Source organism: Rhodopseudomonas faecalis (genome assembly GCF_003217325.1).
Classification (GTDB): Bacteria; Pseudomonadota; Alphaproteobacteria; order Rhizobiales; family Xanthobacteraceae; genus Rhodopseudomonas; species Rhodopseudomonas faecalis.
Genome location: NZ_QJTI01000001.1, coordinates 326,510 through 343,623 on the forward strand (window position 1 = coordinate 326,510; position 17,114 = coordinate 343,623).

General features: G+C 66.0%; 10 protein-coding genes and 1 tRNA gene. 9 read left to right on the forward strand and 2 right to left on the reverse strand.

Going from position 1 to position 17,114, the window contains the following annotated elements; genetic code table 11:
- Positions 1-358: 358 nt before the first annotated feature.
- Positions 359-435 (reverse strand) — tRNA-Arg (locus BJ122_RS01560).
- A gap of 317 nt (positions 436-752) precedes the next feature.
- Between BJ122_RS01560 and BJ122_RS01565 the strand changes: the two genes are divergently transcribed.
- From BJ122_RS01565 to BJ122_RS01590, 6 genes are all read left to right on the forward strand, one after another.
- Positions 753-5,942 (forward strand): alpha-2-macroglobulin, encoded by a 5,190-nt coding sequence (locus BJ122_RS01565; RefSeq protein ID WP_210205419.1) that lies wholly within the window; start codon positions 753-755, stop codon positions 5,940-5,942.
- Positions 5,939-8,038 carry a penicillin-binding protein 1C gene (pbpC, locus tag BJ122_RS01570; protein WP_110779401.1) on the forward strand — a complete coding sequence of 700 codons (2,100 nt, stop codon included), beginning with the start codon at positions 5,939-5,941 and terminating at the stop codon, positions 8,036-8,038. The genes BJ122_RS01565 and pbpC overlap by 4 nt, the downstream gene beginning before the upstream one ends.
- Before the next feature lie 50 nt (positions 8,039-8,088).
- Entirely contained in the window at positions 8,089-9,828 is a 1,740-nt protein-coding gene (locus tag BJ122_RS01575; protein ID WP_110779402.1) for an ArnT family glycosyltransferase, read from the forward strand.
- Positions 9,829-9,839: 11 nt separating this feature from the next.
- Entirely contained in the window at positions 9,840-10,682 is an 843-nt protein-coding gene (locus BJ122_RS01580) for a phosphatase PAP2 family protein (RefSeq protein ID WP_110779403.1), read from the forward strand.
- A gap of 62 nt (positions 10,683-10,744) precedes the next feature.
- Positions 10,745-11,506: a glycosyltransferase family 2 protein gene (locus BJ122_RS01585; RefSeq protein ID WP_110779404.1), complete on the forward strand. Its 762-nt coding sequence runs from the start codon at positions 10,745-10,747 to the stop codon at positions 11,504-11,506.
- The gene (locus tag BJ122_RS01590) at positions 11,499-11,822 is read left to right on the forward strand and encodes a lipid-A-disaccharide synthase N-terminal domain-containing protein (protein ID WP_027277367.1); all 324 of its coding nucleotides are present in this window, start codon (positions 11,499-11,501) and stop codon (positions 11,820-11,822) included. The genes BJ122_RS01585 and BJ122_RS01590 overlap by 8 nt, the downstream gene beginning before the upstream one ends.
- 24 nt (positions 11,823-11,846) lie before the next feature.
- Here BJ122_RS01590 and metC read toward each other — a convergent pair whose 3' ends face one another.
- Positions 11,847-13,037, reverse strand: a complete 1,191-nt coding sequence (gene metC, locus BJ122_RS01595; RefSeq protein ID WP_110779405.1) for a cystathionine beta-lyase — start codon at positions 13,035-13,037, stop codon at positions 11,847-11,849.
- A gap of 320 nt (positions 13,038-13,357) precedes the next feature.
- On the opposite strand from metC, the gene BJ122_RS01600 reads away from it, so the two are divergent.
- Genes BJ122_RS01600 through BJ122_RS01610 form a run of 3 tightly spaced genes read left to right on the forward strand, consistent with a single transcriptional unit; the run spans position 13,358 to position 17,105 of the window.
- Positions 13,358-14,389, forward strand: coding sequence for an amino acid ABC transporter substrate-binding protein (locus BJ122_RS01600; protein WP_110779406.1), 1,032 nt, complete (start codon positions 13,358-13,360; stop codon positions 14,387-14,389).
- An 11-nt stretch (positions 14,390-14,400) separates the two neighbouring features.
- The gene (locus tag BJ122_RS01605; protein WP_110779407.1) at positions 14,401-15,606 is read left to right on the forward strand and encodes an amino acid ABC transporter permease; all 1,206 of its coding nucleotides are present in this window, start codon (positions 14,401-14,403) and stop codon (positions 15,604-15,606) included.
- Positions 15,603-17,105 (forward strand): amino acid ABC transporter permease, encoded by a 1,503-nt coding sequence (locus tag BJ122_RS01610; protein ID WP_110779408.1) that lies wholly within the window; start codon positions 15,603-15,605, stop codon positions 17,103-17,105. Before BJ122_RS01605 ends, BJ122_RS01610 begins: the two co-directional genes overlap by 4 nt.
- The last annotated feature ends 9 nt before the right edge of the window (positions 17,106-17,114 follow it).

Consider the following 17,114-nt stretch of genomic DNA (forward strand, 5'->3'; position numbering starts at 1 on the left):
CTGGCCAGTGTGTGGCCCGCGAACTGACTGTGATCGTCGAACGGCATGGCAGGCCGGGCATGATCGTTTCGATCACGGCATCGAGGTCACAACGCTTGCCAGGTGCCAGCCGAACGATGCCGGGCGCCGCCAATGTTGCGAGGGTAATATAGCACCAAAGCCGAGTTTGCGGACAATTTGGCGGACAGCACCCGCAAGCCGCCGCGCCATCTTGGAGCGGTTTTGCGAAATGGAGGCCCGCTCCAGATCAAGACAGTGCCGAGCACGGAATTGTGAGGCATCCACGTTTATTGACTCACCGGTTGATTCGGTTCGCCAAAAGCAGATCAAGCCATTGAAAGCGCTCGCAAATGAGGGGTGGCGATCCCAGCAGGATTCGAACCTGCAACCCGCGGAGTAGAAATCCGCTACTCTATCCAGTTGAGCTATGGGACCGTCGATGCGGTGGCCAATTGGGGCTGCAACCGCAGCCCGTCAACCAGCGAAGCCATTCAGCGAAAGCCGTAGGCGCCACTGTCGAACCATTTAGCGCGAACGGCTGTCAAAGCAAAGTGGCTGCTGCCGTTGTGTTTGGCGCAGCCGGACGCGAAGATGCGCGCCGAAACGAGTCCGGCGCGGCCGGGTGGCCTGAGGCTGGAAGTCGTCACGTCGGTGTCGCTTCCGCGGCCTCGACGTCGCCGCGATCCGGGGCAGGGGGAGTCGACATGAAGATCTGGGTTCGGGCCGTTTCGGTTTGCACCGCCTTTTGCTTGTTGTGTTGCTCCGTCCTGTGGTTCGGCCTGGTCTCGGCCCAAGCCGCCAGCAAAGCGCTGACCCGCGATGATCTTGCGGACGCCGCGATCAAGCTGGAAGCGCAGATCAAGGCCGACGCGGCGGGCACCAGCAAGCCGGCCGCGGCGCTGCGCGCCGATGTCGACGCCGCCTTCAAACGCAACGATCAGCGCACCGCGCTGCAGGCGCTCGGGCAGATCGCGGCGCTGTCGCCGGGCGATGCCAGCAACTGGCTGCGGATGGCGCGCACCATCCTGCTGGTCAAGCCCGCCAACACCAGCGAACAGACCGTGCTGTTGGAGCGCGCCTCGACCGTGGCCTATATCGCCTATCAGCGCGCCGGCAATCGCGGTGAGGAGGCCGAAGCGCTAGCGCTGCTCGGCCGCGCCATGGCGGAGCGGAAATTGTGGCGGCCGGCGCTCGACGCCCTGCGGCTGTCGCTCGACCTGCGCGAGACCGCCGATGTGCGCGGCCAATATGAACGGCTGCGCGACGAATATGGCTTCCGGCTGCTCGACTACACGGTGGATTCGGAATCGGCGACGCCGCGGGTCTGTTTCCAGTTCTCGGAAGACCTCGCCAAGCGCACCGATTTTGCCCCGTTCGTGGCGATGGCCGGCACCGACAAGCCGGCACTGAGTTCCGAAGACAAGCAGCTGTGTGTCGAAGGGCTGAAGCACGGCGAACGCTACAATGTCAGCCTGCGCGTCGGCCTGCCGTCGGCGGTCAAGGAAACGCTGCCGAAATCGGCCGAGTTCAACGTTTATGTGCGCGATCGCAAGCCGTTGGTGCGCTTCACCGGACGCGCCTATGTGCTGCCGCGCACCGGGCAGCGCGGCATCCCGCTGGTCAGCGTCAACACCACCACCGTGACGGTGAAGGTGTTCCGGATCGGCGACCGCAATTTGATCAACACCGTGGTTGGCAGCGATTTTCAGCGCGCGCTGTCGAGCTATGAGCTGTCTGATCTTGGCGGCGAGCGCGGCATGAAAGTGTGGTCCGGCGAGCTCGACACCGCCAGCCCGCTCAATGCCGACGTCACCACCGCGTTTCCGGTCGATCAGGTGCTCGGCGAGCTGCAGCCCGGCGTCTATGTGATGACCGCCGCGCCAAAAGGCCCAGGCTCCGGCTCGGATGAAGATTACGCCTCGCTGGCGACGCAGTGGTTCATCGTCTCCGATCTCGGGCTGACCGCGTTTTCAGGCCATGACGGCATCCATGTGTTCGTCAATTCGCTGGCCTCGACCGAGCCGCTTGGCAAGGCCGAGGTGCGGCTCGTCGCGCGCAACAACGAAATCCTCGCCACCCGCAAGACCGATGACAGCGGCCATGCGCTGTTTGAGTCCGGGCTGGCGCTCGGCGAGGGTGGTCTGTCGCCGGCGATGCTGACGGTTGCCACCGACAAATCGGATTACGCCTTCCTCAGCTTGAAGAGTAACGCCTTCGATCTGTCGGATCGCGGCGTTGCCGGGCGCGCGGTGCCGGCCGGTGCCGACGCCTTCGTCTATGCCGAGCGCGGTGTCTATCGCTCCGGCGAAACCGTGTATCTGACCGCGCTGCTGCGCGACGGCCAGGGCAACGCCATCACCGGCGCGCCGCTGACCCTGGTGGTCGAGCGGCCGGACGGCGTCGAGTTCCGCCGCGCTGTGCTGCCAGACCAGGGCGCTGGCGGCCGCAGCCTGACGCTGCCGCTCAATTCCGCGGTGCCGACCGGCACCTGGCGGGTGCGCGCCTTCACTGACCCGAAGGGCAGCAGCGTCGGCGAGACCACCTTTATGGTCGAAGACTATGTGCCGGATCGGATCGAATTCGAGCTCAGCTCCAAGGATAAGCTGATCAAGCCCGATGCGCCGGCCGAGCTGAAGGTCGAGGGCCGGTTCCTTTATGGCGCGCCAGCCTCCGGCTTGCAGCTCGAAGGCGACCTGTTGGTCGCGCCCGCCAGCGAGCGGCCCGGCTATCCCGGCTATCAGTTTGGCGTCGCCGATGAGGAGACCGCCAGCAACGAGCGCACCCCGATCGAAAATCTGCCGGAAGCCGACGCCCAAGGCGTCGCGACTTTCCCGGTCTCGCTGCCCAAGCCGCCGTCCTCGTCGCGGTCGCAGGAGGCGCAGATTTTTGTCCGCATGAGCGAGGCCGGTGGCCGCGCCGTCGAGCGCAAGCTGGTGCTGCCGGTGGCGCCCAAATCGGCGATGATCGGCGTCAAGCCGCTGTTCGCCGACAAGAACGTTGCCGAAGGCGATAACGCCAATTTCGACGTGGTGTTCGTGGCGCCCGATGGCGGCCAGCTGGCGCGCAGCGGGCTGCGCTATGAGCTGCTCAAGATCGAGTCGCGCTATCAATGGTATCGCCAGAACTCGACCTGGGATTATGAGCCGGTGAAAACCACGCGGCGCGTCGCCGATGGCGATCTCGCCATTGCCGCCGACAAGCCGACGCGGCTGTCGTTCACGCCGCAGCCCGGCCGCTACCGGCTCGACGTCAAATCGACCGATGCCGATGGCCCGATCACCCAGCTGCAATTCGACGTCGGCTGGTACTCGGACGGCTCTGCCGATACGCCGGATCTTTTGGAAACCTCGATCGACAAGCCGCAATACGCCTCCGGCGACACCATGGTGGTGACCGTCAATGCGCGCAGCGCCGGCAAGCTCGCCGTCAATGTGCTCGGCGACCGGCTGCTGCTCACGCAAAGCCTCGACGTCAAGGAAGGGCAGAACCAGGTCAAGCTCACGGTCGGCAAGGATTGGGGCTCGGGCGCGTATCTGGTCGCGACGCTGCGCCGGCCGCTCGATGCCGCCGCGCAGCGCATGCCCGGCCGTGCCATCGGCCTCAAATGGTTCGGGATCGACAAGGCGGCGCGCACGCTGTCGGTGACGCTGTCGCCGCCGGCCTTGGTGCGGCCTTCGAGCAGCCTGCGTTTGCCGGTGAAGCTCGGCGGGCTCAGCCCCGGCGAAGACGCCAAGGTGGTGGTCGCGGCGGTCGATGTCGGCATTCTCAATCTCACCAACTACAAGCCGCCGGCGCCCGATGAGTTCTATCTCGGCCAGCGCCGGCTGACCGCGGAGATCCGCGATCTCTATGGTCAGTTGATCGACGGCATGCAGGGCACGCGCGGCCAGGTGCGCAGCGGCGGTGACAGCGCCGGTGCCGAGCTGCAGGGCAGCCCGCCGACGCAAAAGCCGCTGGCGCTCTATTCCGGCATCGTCACGGTCGGCGCCGATGGCACCGCGACCATCGACTTCGACATTCCCGAATTTGCCGGCACCGCGCGCGTGATGGCGGTGGCATGGACCGCGACCAAGATCGGCCGTGCCAACACCGATGTCACGGTGCGCGACCCGGTGGTGCTGACCACCACTCTGCCGCGCTTCCTGCTCAGTGGTGACAACGGCACGCTGACCTTTGAACTCGACAATGTCGAGGGCGTCGCCGGCGACTACACGCTCGACGTCAGTACTACCGGCCCGGTGAAGATGGCCGGCCAGCCGGCGACCACGCTCAAACTGGCGGCCAAGCAGCGCGCTGTCACGACGCTCGCGCTCGCCGCCAGCGGCGCCGGGCAGGCGCAGGTCGATGTCGCGATCAAGGGGCCAAATGGCCTTGCCTTGCAGCGCCACTACGCGCTCGACGTCAAGCCGGCCACGCAGATTCTGGCGCGGCGTTCGGTGCGCACGCTCGCCAAGGGCGAGAGCCTGACGCTGGGCTCGGACGTGTTTGCCGACTTCGTGGCCGGCACCGGCGCGGTGTCGGTCTCGGTCGGCCTCTCGACCGCGCTCGATGCCGCCACCATCCTGAAAGCGCTCGATCGCTATCCGTTCGGCTGCTCCGAGCAGATTACTAGCCGGGCGCTGCCGCTGCTTTATGTCAACGACCTTGCGGCCGGTGCGCATCTCGCCATGGACAGCACCGTCGATCAGCGCATCAAGGATGCCATCGATCGGCTGCTGGCGCGTCAGGGCTCGAACGGCTCGTTCGGTCTGTGGTCGGCGGGCGGCGATGACGCCTGGCTTGATGCCTATGTCACCGACTTTTTGACCCGCGCCCGCGAAAAGGGTTTTGCGGTGCCGGACCCGCTGTTCAAAAGCGCGCTCGATCGCATCCGCAATGCCGTGGTCAACGCCGCCGAGCCTGAGAAGGATGGCGGCCGCGATCTCGCTTATGGGCTCTATGTGCTGGCGCGCAACGGCGCGGCGCCGATCGGTGATCTGCGCTACCTCGCCGACACCAAGCTGAACGCGATGGCAACGCCGATCGCGAAGGCGCAGCTCGCTGCCGCGCTGGCGCTGGTCGGCGACCGGGTGCGCGCCGAGCGGGTCTATGCCGCAGCGGCCGATAGTCTGGCGCCAAAGCCGACGCTCGAATACGGCCGCACCGATTACGGCTCGCAGCTCCGCGATGCCGCGGCGTTGGTGTCGCTGGCGGGCGAGGGCAATGCGCCGCGCGCCACGCTCACCCAGGCGGTGCAGCGCGTCGAGGCGGCGCGTGGTCTCACCCCTTACACCTCGACCCAGGAGAACGCCTGGCTGGTGCTGGCGGCGCGCGCGCTCGCCAATGAAACGCTGGCGCTCGATCTCAATGGCAGCCCGGTGAAGACCGCGCTGTATCGCAGCTACAAGGCCGCGGAGCTGGCCGGCCAGCCGCTCAAGATCACCAACACCGGCGATGCGCCGCTGCAGGCGGTGATCTCGATGTCGGGGGCCCCGATCACGCCGGAGCCTGCGGTCGCCAATGGCTTTAAGATCGAACGCGGTTACTACACGCTGGAAGGCAAACCGGCCGATCCCAGCAAAGCCAAGCAGAACGACCGCTTTGCGGTGGTGCTGAAAGTCACCGAGGCCAAGCCGGAATACGGCCATATCCTGGTCGCCGACTATCTGCCGGCCGGCTTTGAGATCGACAATCCGCATCTGGTGTCGTCGGGTGACACGGGCACGCTCGATTGGATCGAAGAGGGCGTCGAGCCAGTGCATAGCGAATTCCGCGACGACCGTTTTACGGCGTTCATCGATCGGGCCAGCAATGACAAGGCGGTGTTCACCGTCGCCTATGTGGTGCGCGCGGTGTCGCCCGGCAAATACGTGCTGCCGCAGGCTTATGTCGAGGACATGTACAACCCGTCGCGCTTCGGCCGCACCATCACCGGCGCCGTGGAGGTTCGTTCCGCCAAATGACCGCGCTGGCGACGGGCGAGCAAACGGCCACGCGGCCAGGACGTCGCGCCGTGCGCGTCGTTGTCGCCGGGGCGGTCGTGGCTTTGCTCGGCTTGGCGAGCTGGATCATCGCGCTCGGCCCGCTGCCGCTCGGTGATGCGCAGCAGGTCTCGACCTCGGTGGTCGATCGTCATGGCAAGCTGCTACGCGCCTATGCGATGGCGGATGGCCGCTGGCGCTTGCCGGTTGAGGCCGCGAGCGACGTCGATCCGCGCTATTTGCAAGTGCTGCTGGCCTATGAGGACAAGCGCTTCCATAGCCATGTCGGCGTCGATCCGCTGGCGATCGGCCGCGCGGCGCTGCAGCTTGTCACCGACGGCCACATCGTCTCCGGCGGCTCGACCATCACCATGCAGCTGGCGCGGCTGCTGGAGCCGCGGCGCGAGCGCTCGCTGACCGCCAAGCTGCGGCAGATGGTGCGTGCGCTTGAACTGGAAATTCGGCTCAGCAAGCAGCAGATCCTCGACCTCTATCTGACGCTGGCGCCGTTCGGCGGCAATCTCGAAGGCATCCGCGCCGCCTCCTTGGCCTATTTCGGCAAGGAGCCGAAGCGGCTGACGTTGGCGGAAACAGCGCTGCTGGTGGCGCTGCCGCAATCGCCGGAACGCCGCCGGCTCGACCGTTATCCGGGTGAGGCGAGGGCGGCGCGCGACCGAGTGCTGCAACGGATGGTGCAGCAGGGCGCGCTCTCGGCCGATGATGCCGCGCAGGCCGAGGCCGCGCCGGTCGAGCGGCTGCGCAAGCCGATGCCGATGCTGGCGCCGCACGCCGCCGATCAGGCGATCGCGACGGTCAAGGATATGCCGCTGATCCGGCTGACCATCGATATCGGCTTGCAGCGCGCCTTGGAGGCGCTGGCGCGCGACCGCGCCGCCGCGCTCGGCAGCGATATTTCGGTGGCGATGCTCGCGGTCGATCACACCAGCGGCGAGGTGCTGGCCCATGTCGGCTCGCCTGGTTACTTCGACGAGCGCCGCGCCGGGCAGGTCGATATGACGCGCGCGGTGCGCTCGCCCGGCTCGACGCTCAAGCCTTTCATCTATGGGCTGGCGTTCGAGGACGGCTTTGTGCATCCGGAAAGCCTGATCGACGATCGGCCGATCCGTTTTGGCGTTTATGCGCCCGAAAACTTCGACATGACGTTCCAGGGCACGGTGCCGGTGCGCAAGGCGCTGCAGCTGTCCTTGAACGTGCCGGCGATCGCATTGCTCGACCGGGTCGGGCCAAGCCGGCTGGCGGCGCGGCTCAAGCAGGCCGGTGGGCCGCTGGTGTTGCCGAAGGAGGAGGCGCCGGGGCTCGCGATGGGGCTGGGCGGGGTCGGGGTGCGGCTGCATGATCTGGCGCAGCTCTATGCCGGCATTGCCCGGCTCGGCACGGTGACGCCGCTGCGCGAGCTGGCCGATCATGCCGCGCCGGCCGAGCCGCTGCGGCTGCTCGATCAGGTTGCCGCCTGGCAGGTCGGCCATGTGCTGCTCGGCACGCCGCCGCCCGACAATGCCGTTGCCAACCGGATCGCGTTCAAGACCGGCACCAGCTACGGCTATCGCGACGCCTGGTCGGTCGGTTTTGACGGCCGGCTGACGATCGGGGTCTGGGTCGGGCGGCCCGACGGCGCGCCGGTGCCCGGGCTGGTGGGCCGCACCGCCGCGGCGCCGATTCTGTTCGACGCCTTCGCCCGTACCGGCCGGCTGCCGGCGCCGCTGCCGAAGGCGCCGCGCGGCGCGCTTTTGGCCAGCAATGCCAAGCTGCCCTTGCCGCTGCGCCGGTTCCGGCCGGCCGGGGAATTGCTGCGCACCGGCGATGCCGCGGCGCTGCGCATTCAATTCCCGCTCAATGGCTCACGGATCGAGGCCGCCGGGAATGACGGCGTGCCGTCGCTGCCGATCAAGGTGTCGGGCGGGGTCACCCCGATGACGGTTCTGGTCAATGGGGTGTCGGTCGGGGAGCTCGACAGCCGCCGTCAGCGGCTGCTCAATCAGCCGCAACCCGGCTTCGCCCGGCTCACGGTGCTGGATGCCATGGGCGCCGCGGACACAGTTGTTATCCGAATTCAATAGAGCCCCGGCAACTGGTTGTCCGGCTAGCGGTTTCAGCGTATGCGACACTCATGATCGAGACTTACGCACAACCGCGATTTGCCGCGCCAAAAACGCCCAATAACCGGGTCAATCCCGGCCGGGGTTTGGCGAGCGTGATCGATTTTGTCACCGGCAGCCATGTCCGCGCGGTGGCCTTTCTCGCGCTGGTCGGCTTGTTGTTCATACTGCCCGGCTTCTTTAACATCCCGCCGATCGACCGGGACGAGGCGCGGTTTGCCCAAGCCACCAAACAGATGGTGGAAACCGGCGATTTCGTCGACATCCGTTTCCAGAACGAGGTGCGCTACAAGAAGCCGGTCGGCATCTATTGGCTGCAGGCGGCTGTGGTCGAGACCGCTTCGACCTTGGGGCTGCCGCGCGCCGAGGTGCGGATCTGGCTGTATCGCGTGCCCTCGATGGCCGGCGCCATCGGCGCGGTGCTTTTGACCTATTGGACCGCGCTCGCGTTCGTATCGCGGCGAGGGGCCGTGTTGGCTGCGCTGATCATGTGCAGCTCGATCCTGCTTGGGGTCGAAGCACGGCTCGCCAAGACCGACGCGATGCTGCTGCTGACCGTGATCGCCACCATGGGGGCGATGGCGCGCGCCTATCTGTCCTGGCAGCGCGATGAGGACACCCCGCCCTGGACCGTGCCCGCGGTGTTCTGGACCGCGATTGCCGGCGGCATCCTGCTGAAAGGGCCGCTGATCCTGCTGTTCGTGCTGCTGACGGCCGGCACGCTGGCGGTGCTCGACCGCTCGCTCGCCTGGCTGTGGCGGCTGCGGCCGCTGTTCGGGCTGCCATGGGTGCTGCTTTTGGTGCTGCCCTGGTTCATCGCGATCTTCCTGCGCGCCGGCGACACGTTCTTCTCCGACTCGGTCGGCGGCGACATGCTGAGCAAGATCGCCAGCGGCCAGGAATCCCATGGCGCGCCGCCCGGCCTGTATCTGGCGCTGTTCTGGGTGACCTTCTGGCCCGGCGCGCCGCTGGCGGCGATGGCGGCACCGGCGGTGTGGCGCTCGCGCCGCGAGCCCGGTGCGCAATATCTGCTGGCCTGGCTGCTGCCGGCCTGGATCGTGTTCGAGCTGGTGATCACCAAGCTGCCGCATTATGTGCTGCCGCTCTATCCGGCGATCGCGATCCTGACCGCTGGCGCGCTGGAGCGCCGGGTGCTGTCGCGGTCCTGGCTGACGCGCGGCGCGGCCTGGTGGTTCGCCATTCCGGCGATCGTGCTCACCGTTGCCGTGGTCGGCGCCATCTGGCTGACTAAACAGCCGGCGTTCCTGGCCTGGCCGTTCGTGGCGGTGTCGATGATCCTCGGGCTGCTGGCCTGGCGGCTCTATGAAGACGTGCGCGCCGAGCAGTCGCTGCTCAATGCGGTCGCGTCCGCGCTGTTTCTCAGCATTGCGGTGTACGGCATCGTGATCCCGTCGCTAAAACCGCTGTTCCCGAGCGTCGAGATCGCGCGCGCGCTGCGCAGCGTGGTGTGCGTCGGGCCGAAGGCTGCCGCCTCGGGCTATCAGGAACCGAGCCTCGTGTTCATGACCGGCACCCAGACGCTGCTGACCGACGGCTCCGGTGCCGCCGACTTCCTGCTGCAGGGCAGCTGCCGGTTCGCGCTGGTGGAATCGCGCACCGAACGCGCTTTCGCCGCCCGCGCAGACGCGATCGGGCTGCGCTACAACGTCGCCACCCGAATCGAGGGCTACAACTTCTCGCAGGGCCGGGCGATCTCGGTCGCGGTGTTCCGTTCCGAAGGCACAGAATAGAGGCGGCACAGATGACCCCCGGAGCGCGCGGCGGGCCGCCGTCTTATGTGACTGAGCTCGGCGCGATCGTTGCCGGGGCCTTGCGTCAACTGGTCCGGCAGCCGTCGCATTCGCGCCGTGCTGTCGCGGCGCGCTATTGGGCGCGGCGCATGCTGCTGCTCACCGCGCTGTTGGCGGTGGTGATCGCGGTGCTGATGGTGGCACTCGACGCCACCGAGATCGGCTGGATGCCCCCGCGCGGCACCGCGGCGCTGTGGCCGGTGCGGATCATCACCGATTTCGGCAAATCGGCCTATGTGCTGTGGACGTTGGCGCTACTGCTGCTGGCGCTGGTGCTGATCGCAGCGAAGCTCGGCGCCTGGAGGCGCGTGGTGCTGCTGTCGCTGGCGACGCGCGTGCAGTTCCTGTTTCTGGCGGTGCTGGTGCCGGTGCTGATCGGCGACGTCCTGAAGGGCGTGATCGGCCGCGGCCGGCCGTTCGTCGGCGGCGAGGCCAACGCTTTCAATTTCTCGCACTTCGCCTGGAGCGAAGCCTATGCCAGCCTGCCGTCCGGCCACGCCACCACGGCGTTTGCGCTGGCCTTCGCGGTCTCGGCGCTGTGGCCGCGCACCATGGCATGGATGTTCGGCTATGCGATTCTGATTGCGGTCAGCCGGCTGGTGCTGCTGGCCCATCATCCCAGCGACGTGGTGGCCGGCGCGCTGACCGGCATCATCGGCGCGATGGCGGTGCGCTACTGGTTCGCCGCGCGGCGGCTGGCGTTCACGATCCAGCCAGATGGCCGCATTGTGGCGCTGCCGGGGCCGTCGCTGGATCAGCTCAAAAAGGTTGCCCGCGGGGCTTTCCCCTCATAAAAGCGGGCCACCGCGACCCGCTGTCGCGTCATCCCGCGATACCGCGGGCCTCTGATCCAACCATGAGCGAACCTGTGACCCATTCCGGCGCAACACCTGGCGTGTCGATCGTCGTTCCCGTCCGCAACGAGGCCGACAATGTCGAGCCCTTGATTGCCGAGATCGCCGCTGCCCTCGACGGACGCTGGGCCTACGAGATCATTTATGTCGATGACGGTTCCAGCGATGCCACGCCGCAGCGGCTGGCGGCGCTGCGCGGCCGGCTGCCGCATTTGCGCCAGGTCCGCCACGAGCAGTCATGCGGGCAATCGGCGGCGGTGCGCAGCGGCGTCCGCCATGCGCGCGGCGCGATCGTCGCGACGCTCGACGGCGATGGCCAGAACAATCCGGCATTCCTGCCCGATCTGATCGCGGCGATCGAAAAGGGCGGCGCGCGCGTTGGTCTCGCGGCCGGGCAGCGCGTCGGCCGCAAGGATACGGGTTTTAAAAAGATTCAGTCGCGGATCGCCAATACCGTCCGCAATGGCATTTTGCGCGACGGCACCCGTGACAGCGGTTGCGGGCTGAAAGCGTTCCGCCGCGAGGTGTTTTTGGCGCTGCCGTATTTTGACGGGCTGCACCGCTTTCTGCCGGCGCTGGTGCGCCGCGAGGGTTTTGACATCGTCTATGTCGACGTCGCGGATCGGCCGCGGCTGTCCGGCGTGTCCAACTATGGTTTCTTTGACCGGCTGTGGATCGGCATCATGGATCTGGCCGGCGTGTGGTGGCTGATCAGGCGCAAGAAGGCCACCCCGGTGGTGAGTGAGGTAACGAGCCGTGACTGATCTGTTCAATCTGCTCGGCGCTTACTTGCACGACGTATTCGTCATCAAGTTCGACGGCTGGGTGATCCTCGGCTTTGTCGCGCAGGCGATGTTCACGATGCGCTTCGTGGTGCAGTGGATCGCCTCGGAGCGCGCCCGCAAGAGCGTGATTCCGGTGGCGTTCTGGTTCTTCTCGATCGGGGGCGGCATTCTGCTGCTGATCTATGCGCTGTACCGGCGCGATCCGGTGTTCATCGCCGGTCAGGCGTTCGGCCTGATCGTGTATTTCCGGAACATGTATTTCATCATCTTGCACGGCCGGCAGACCGCGGCCTGATCGCCGCGGTCATCACGCACAGGCTCATTGCGCGGCGGCAAAGGCCGCAAAGCCGCGCTCAAGATCCGCTTTCAGATCCTCGGTGTTTTCCAGGCCGATATGCAGGCGCAGCGCCGGGCCGCCCGGATGCCACTTGGTCGCGGTGCGATAGCTCGCGCAGTCGAACGGGATGATCAGGCTTTCAAAGCCGCCCCAGGAATAGCCCATCCCGAACAGTTGCAGCGCGTTCAGCAGCGCATCGACCGCGCGCTGCGGTGCCGGCTGCAGCACGATGCTGAACAGACCACTGGCGCCGGTGAAATCGCGCTTCCAGATCGCGTGGCCGGGATCGGTTTCCAGCGCCGGATGCAACACGCGCTGTACCTCCGGCCGGGCGCCGAGCCAGCGCGCCATCTCCAGACCCGATTGCTGATGATGGGCGAGCCGCACCGCCAGCGTGCGCAGTCCGCGCAGCGCCAAAAAAGTATCGTCCGGGCCGACGCAGACGCCGAGCGCGCGCACCGCGTCATCAACCAGCGGCCAGGCTTTGCTGTTGGCGGCGATGGTGCCGAACATGATGTCGGAATGGCCGCCGATATATTTGGTGGCGGCCTGGATCGAAATATCGACGCCTTGCTCGAGCGAGCGATGATAAAGCGGCGTCGCCCAAGTGTTGTCATCGATCACCAGCGCGCCGCGCGCATGGGCGATCTCGGCAATCGCCGGGATGTCCGGCATTTCCAGTGATTGCGAGCCGGGCGCCTCGACGAACACCGCGCGGGTGTTGGGACGGAACAGCGCCTCGATGCCGGCGCCGATCAGCGGATCGAAATAGCTGGTCTCGATCCCGAAGCGTTGCAGCAGGCCGTCACAGAACAGCCGGGTCGGGCGATAGACATTGTCACAGACCAGCACATGATCGCCGGTCTTCAGCACCGCCAAAAGGCTGGTCGAGATCGCCGCGACGCCGGAGGGGGCAAGTGCCACCCCGGCACAGGCCGGGCCTTCGAGCGTTGCCAGCGCCTGCTGCAACGCTTTGGTGGTCGGGGTGCCGTGGCGGCCATAGGAGTACTCGCCGCGATGCGCGTGCAAATCCTCGGCGCTCGGATAGAGCACGGTCGAGCCACGCACCACTGGCGGGTTAACAAAACCTTTCTGTGCCGAAGTGTCGCGTCCGGAGGTGACCAGGCTGGTTTCCACGGTAACGGGGCTGCCGCTGGAATCTGATGAGGACATACGATCTGACCAAATGTGTCGCAGGTGGAAGAAGGCCGAAGCGGTCGAAGGCGCGGGCGCGTGCGCAATCTAATAGCAGCCGGGAGAAGATCGCCGTCAACCCCTTGACCCGGAGCCTGAACTCGTTCTGTGATGGGCCCATTCCTATTTGTGTTGCTGCGCATTAAGCGACTGGCTGTGACCTTCGACCGAATCGAATTCCGGCCAGCGAGCTGCTATCGGATCGGCTGCCGGACGGCGCCGGGGCGATTGCCTCGGATGCGCCACGTCAGCGCGAATCACGATAAATGCGTTCTGGACGTCCCTTGAAAGGCCAAACTATGAAACCCGCCATCGTTGCATTTACCTTTGCTGTCGCCGCCGGCCTGTCGCACGCCGCCATGGCACAGCCCACCAAGCCGGGCGTCACCCTCGAGCGCGTTCAGAAGGAAGGTGTCATTTCCTGCGGCGTCAGCCAGGGGCTGCCGGGCTTCTCGACGCCGGACGACAAGGGCAACTGGACCGGCCTTGATGTCGATGTGTGCCGCGCGGTGGCGGCGGCGATCTTCAATGATCCGACCAAGGTCAAGTTTGTGCCGCTGTCGGCCAAGGACCGGTTCACCGCGCTGCAGTCCGGCGAGATCGACCTGTTGTCGCGCAACACCACCTGGACGCTGTCGCGCGACACCTCGCTCGGCGTCAACTTCACCGGCGTCACCTATTATGACGGCCAGGGTTTCATGGTGAAGAAGTCGCTCAAGGTGAACTCGGCGCTGGAACTGAACAGCGCCTCGATCTGCGTGCAGACCGGCACCACCAACGAGCAGAACGTTGCCGATTACTTCAAGGGCAACAACATGAAATATGAGGTGATCGCGTTTGGCACGGCCGACGAATCCCTCAAGGCCTATGAGTCCGGCCGCTGCGACGTGTTCACCTCGGACGTCTCGCAGCTCTATGCGCTGCGGCTGAAGCTGGCCACGCCGGCGGATCATGTCGTGCTGCCGGAAGTGGTGTCCAAGGAACCGCTCGGCCCGCTGGTGCGCCACGGCGATGATCAGTGGTTCGACATTGTCAAGTGGACGCTGTTCGCCACCATCAATGCGGAGGAACTCGGCATCACCCAGAAGAACGTCGAGGACCAGGCCAAGCTCGACAAGCCGGAATTGAAGCGGGTGCTCGGCACCGACGGCAATCTCGGCGAGCAGCTCGGGCTCAGCAACGACTGGGTGGTGCGGATCGTCAAGGCGGTCGGCAATTACGGCGAAATGTTCGATCGCAATGTCGGCGCTGGCTCCAAGCTCGGCATCGCGCGCGGCCTGAACCAACCCTGGAACAAGGGCGGCATTCAGTTCGCGCCGCCGATCCGCTGACCTGAGCGCGCATGACGATCGCGCCCCGTCCACCGCCGGCGCAATGGGGCATTCGGCTTCGCCGAATGCTCGGCGGTCGGTCTGGTTGGGGCGGGCTGCTGTTGCAACTGTTGTTTCTCGTGGCCCTGATCTGGATCGGCTACGAGATCGTCGATAACGCCCGCGGCAATCTCGCCAATCAGCGGATTGCCTCGGGCTTTTCGTTTATGTCGCATACTGCGGGGTTCGGGGTCAGCCAGGCGCTGATCCCCTATAGCGAGGCCGACAGCTACACCCGCGTCTTTCTGGTTGGCCTGGTCAATACGCTCGCGGTGTCGGTGGTCGGCATCGTGTTCGCCACCATTTTGGGCTTTGTGATCGCGCTGTGTCGGCTGTCGCCAAACTGGCTGGTGGCGAGGATCGGCGGCGCCTATGTCGAGCTGGTGCGCAACCTGCCGCTGCTGTTCCAGATCCTGTTTTGGTATCTGGCCGTGCTCGGCACCTTGCCGAACCCGCGGCAGAGCGTGTCGCTGTTCGACACCTTCTTCCTGTCCATTCGCGGCATCGTGGTGCCCCGGCCGATCGGCGAGGCCGGCCTCGGCGCATTCCTGCTGGCGCTGGCGATCGCTGCCGCGGTGGCGATCCTGCTGCCGATCTATGCGCGCCGGCGGCTGTATCGCACCGGGCGCCGGCTGCGGGTCTGGCCGGTGGTACTCGCCACGCTGATCGTGCTGCCGACGCTGGCGATGGCGATCTTCGGCCGTCCGGTCAGCTTTGAGATTCCAGAACTGAAGGGCTTCAATTTCGCCGGCGGCGCGCGGTTGCCGCCGGAATTCGTGGCGCTGACGCTGGCGCTGTCGACCTATACCGCGGCGTTCATCGCCGAGATCGTCAGGGCCGGCATCCAGTCGGTGCCGAAAGGTCAGATGGAGGCGGGGGCGTCGCTCGGCCTGTCGCACGGCACCACGCTGCGGCTGATCGTCATTCCGCAGGCGCTGCGGGTAATCCTGCCGCCTTTGACCAATCAGTATCTCAACCTCACCAAAAACTCGTCGCTGGCGGTAGCGATCGGCTATCCTGACTTGTTCTCGGTGTTTGCCGGCACCACGCTCAGCCAGACCGGGCAGGCGATCGAGATCATCGCCATCACCATGGGCGTCTATCTGCTGCTGTCGCTGATCACCAGCGCGCTGATGAGTTTTTACGCCTGGCGCCTCGGACGGAGTATGGGCCCATGACCGAGCGTCCGAGCTGCGCCTTTGTCGCCGAACAATTGGTGCCGCCGCGCCCGGCGCCGGTGCGGAGCACCGGCATCATCAGCCTGTTTCAAAGCCGGCTGCTCAACTCGCCGACCAACATCCTGCTGACCATCATCAGCGTGCTGCTGCTCTATTACACGCTGGTGCCGAGCATCAAATTCCTGCTGATCGATGCGGTGTGGCAGGGCGAAAGCCGCACCGACTGTTTGGCGCCGGGAGCCGGGCAGGTGGTCGGCGCCTGCTGGCCATTCGTGCAGGCGAAATTCGCGCAGTTCGTCTATGGCTTCTATCCCGAGCCGGAACGCTGGCGCGTCAATCTCACCTTCGCGCTCGGCGCCTTGCTGATGCTGCCGCTGCTAATCCCGCGCGCGCCGGCCAAGGCCGCCAATGCCGCGGTGTTCTTCATTGCATTTCCGGTGCTCGCTTATTTCCTGCTGCATGGCGGCGGGCTGCGCGGCTTCGCGTTGAGCTGGAGCGCCGATGCGCTCGAGGCGCTGGCCGGCTCCTTCGTCGGGGCCGGGCACAAACTCGGCGCCAGTGCCTCCTTCGCCGCGCCGCTCGGCCATGCGATTGCCGCGTTCGGCTCGGCCTTGACGCTAGCGATCGCACCGCTGACCTGGCTGCGCGACCAGATCCAGAGCTCGGCATACGCGCTGTGGATCGATCTCGCCGGCACCGCGGCGATCACGTCGGTGCTGCTGTTCTTGTTGGCGGGCGGCTTCCGCAACGGCTGGGCGGCGTTGCTGCGCAGCGTTGCGGTGTTTGCCGCGATTGCGCTGGTGATGCTGGCGCTGCGGCTCGATCGCGGCGGCCTGCCGGTGGTCGATACCAGGTTGTGGGGCGGGCTATTGGTGACGCTGGTGGTCTCGGTGACTGGCATCGTCGCCTCGCTGCCGATCGGCATTGCGCTGGCGCTGGGCCGGCGTTCGGCGATCCCGCTGATCCGGATTTTTTCCGTGGCATTCATCGAGTTCTGGCGCGGTGTGCCGCTGATCACCGTGCTGTTCTTCGCCACCTATATGCTGCCGCTGTTCCTGCCGGGCAATTTCACCGTGGATGGCCTGGTGCGGGTGCTGATCGGCATCGCGCTATTCGCCGGCGCCTATAATGCCGAGGTGATAAGGGGCGGGTTGCAGGCGATCCCGCGTGGCCAGGTCGAAGCTGCCAGTGCGCTCGGCCTGTCGTATTGGAAGACCAATGGGCTGATCGTGCTGCCGCAGGCGCTGCGTCACGTCATCCCCGGATTGGTGAATTCATTCATCGCGTTGTTCAAGGACACCTCGCTGGTGTCGATCGTGGCGCTGTTCGATCTGCTCGGCCAGTTGCGGGCGTCGCTCGCCGATCCGAACTGGTCGACGCCGACCACGCTGTTCACTGGCTTTGCCTTTACCGGATTCATCTATTTCGTGTTCTGCTTCGGGATGTCGCGCTACTCGCTCTCAGTCGAACATCGGCTGAATGCGCATCGGCGTCACTAATGAGTGAAA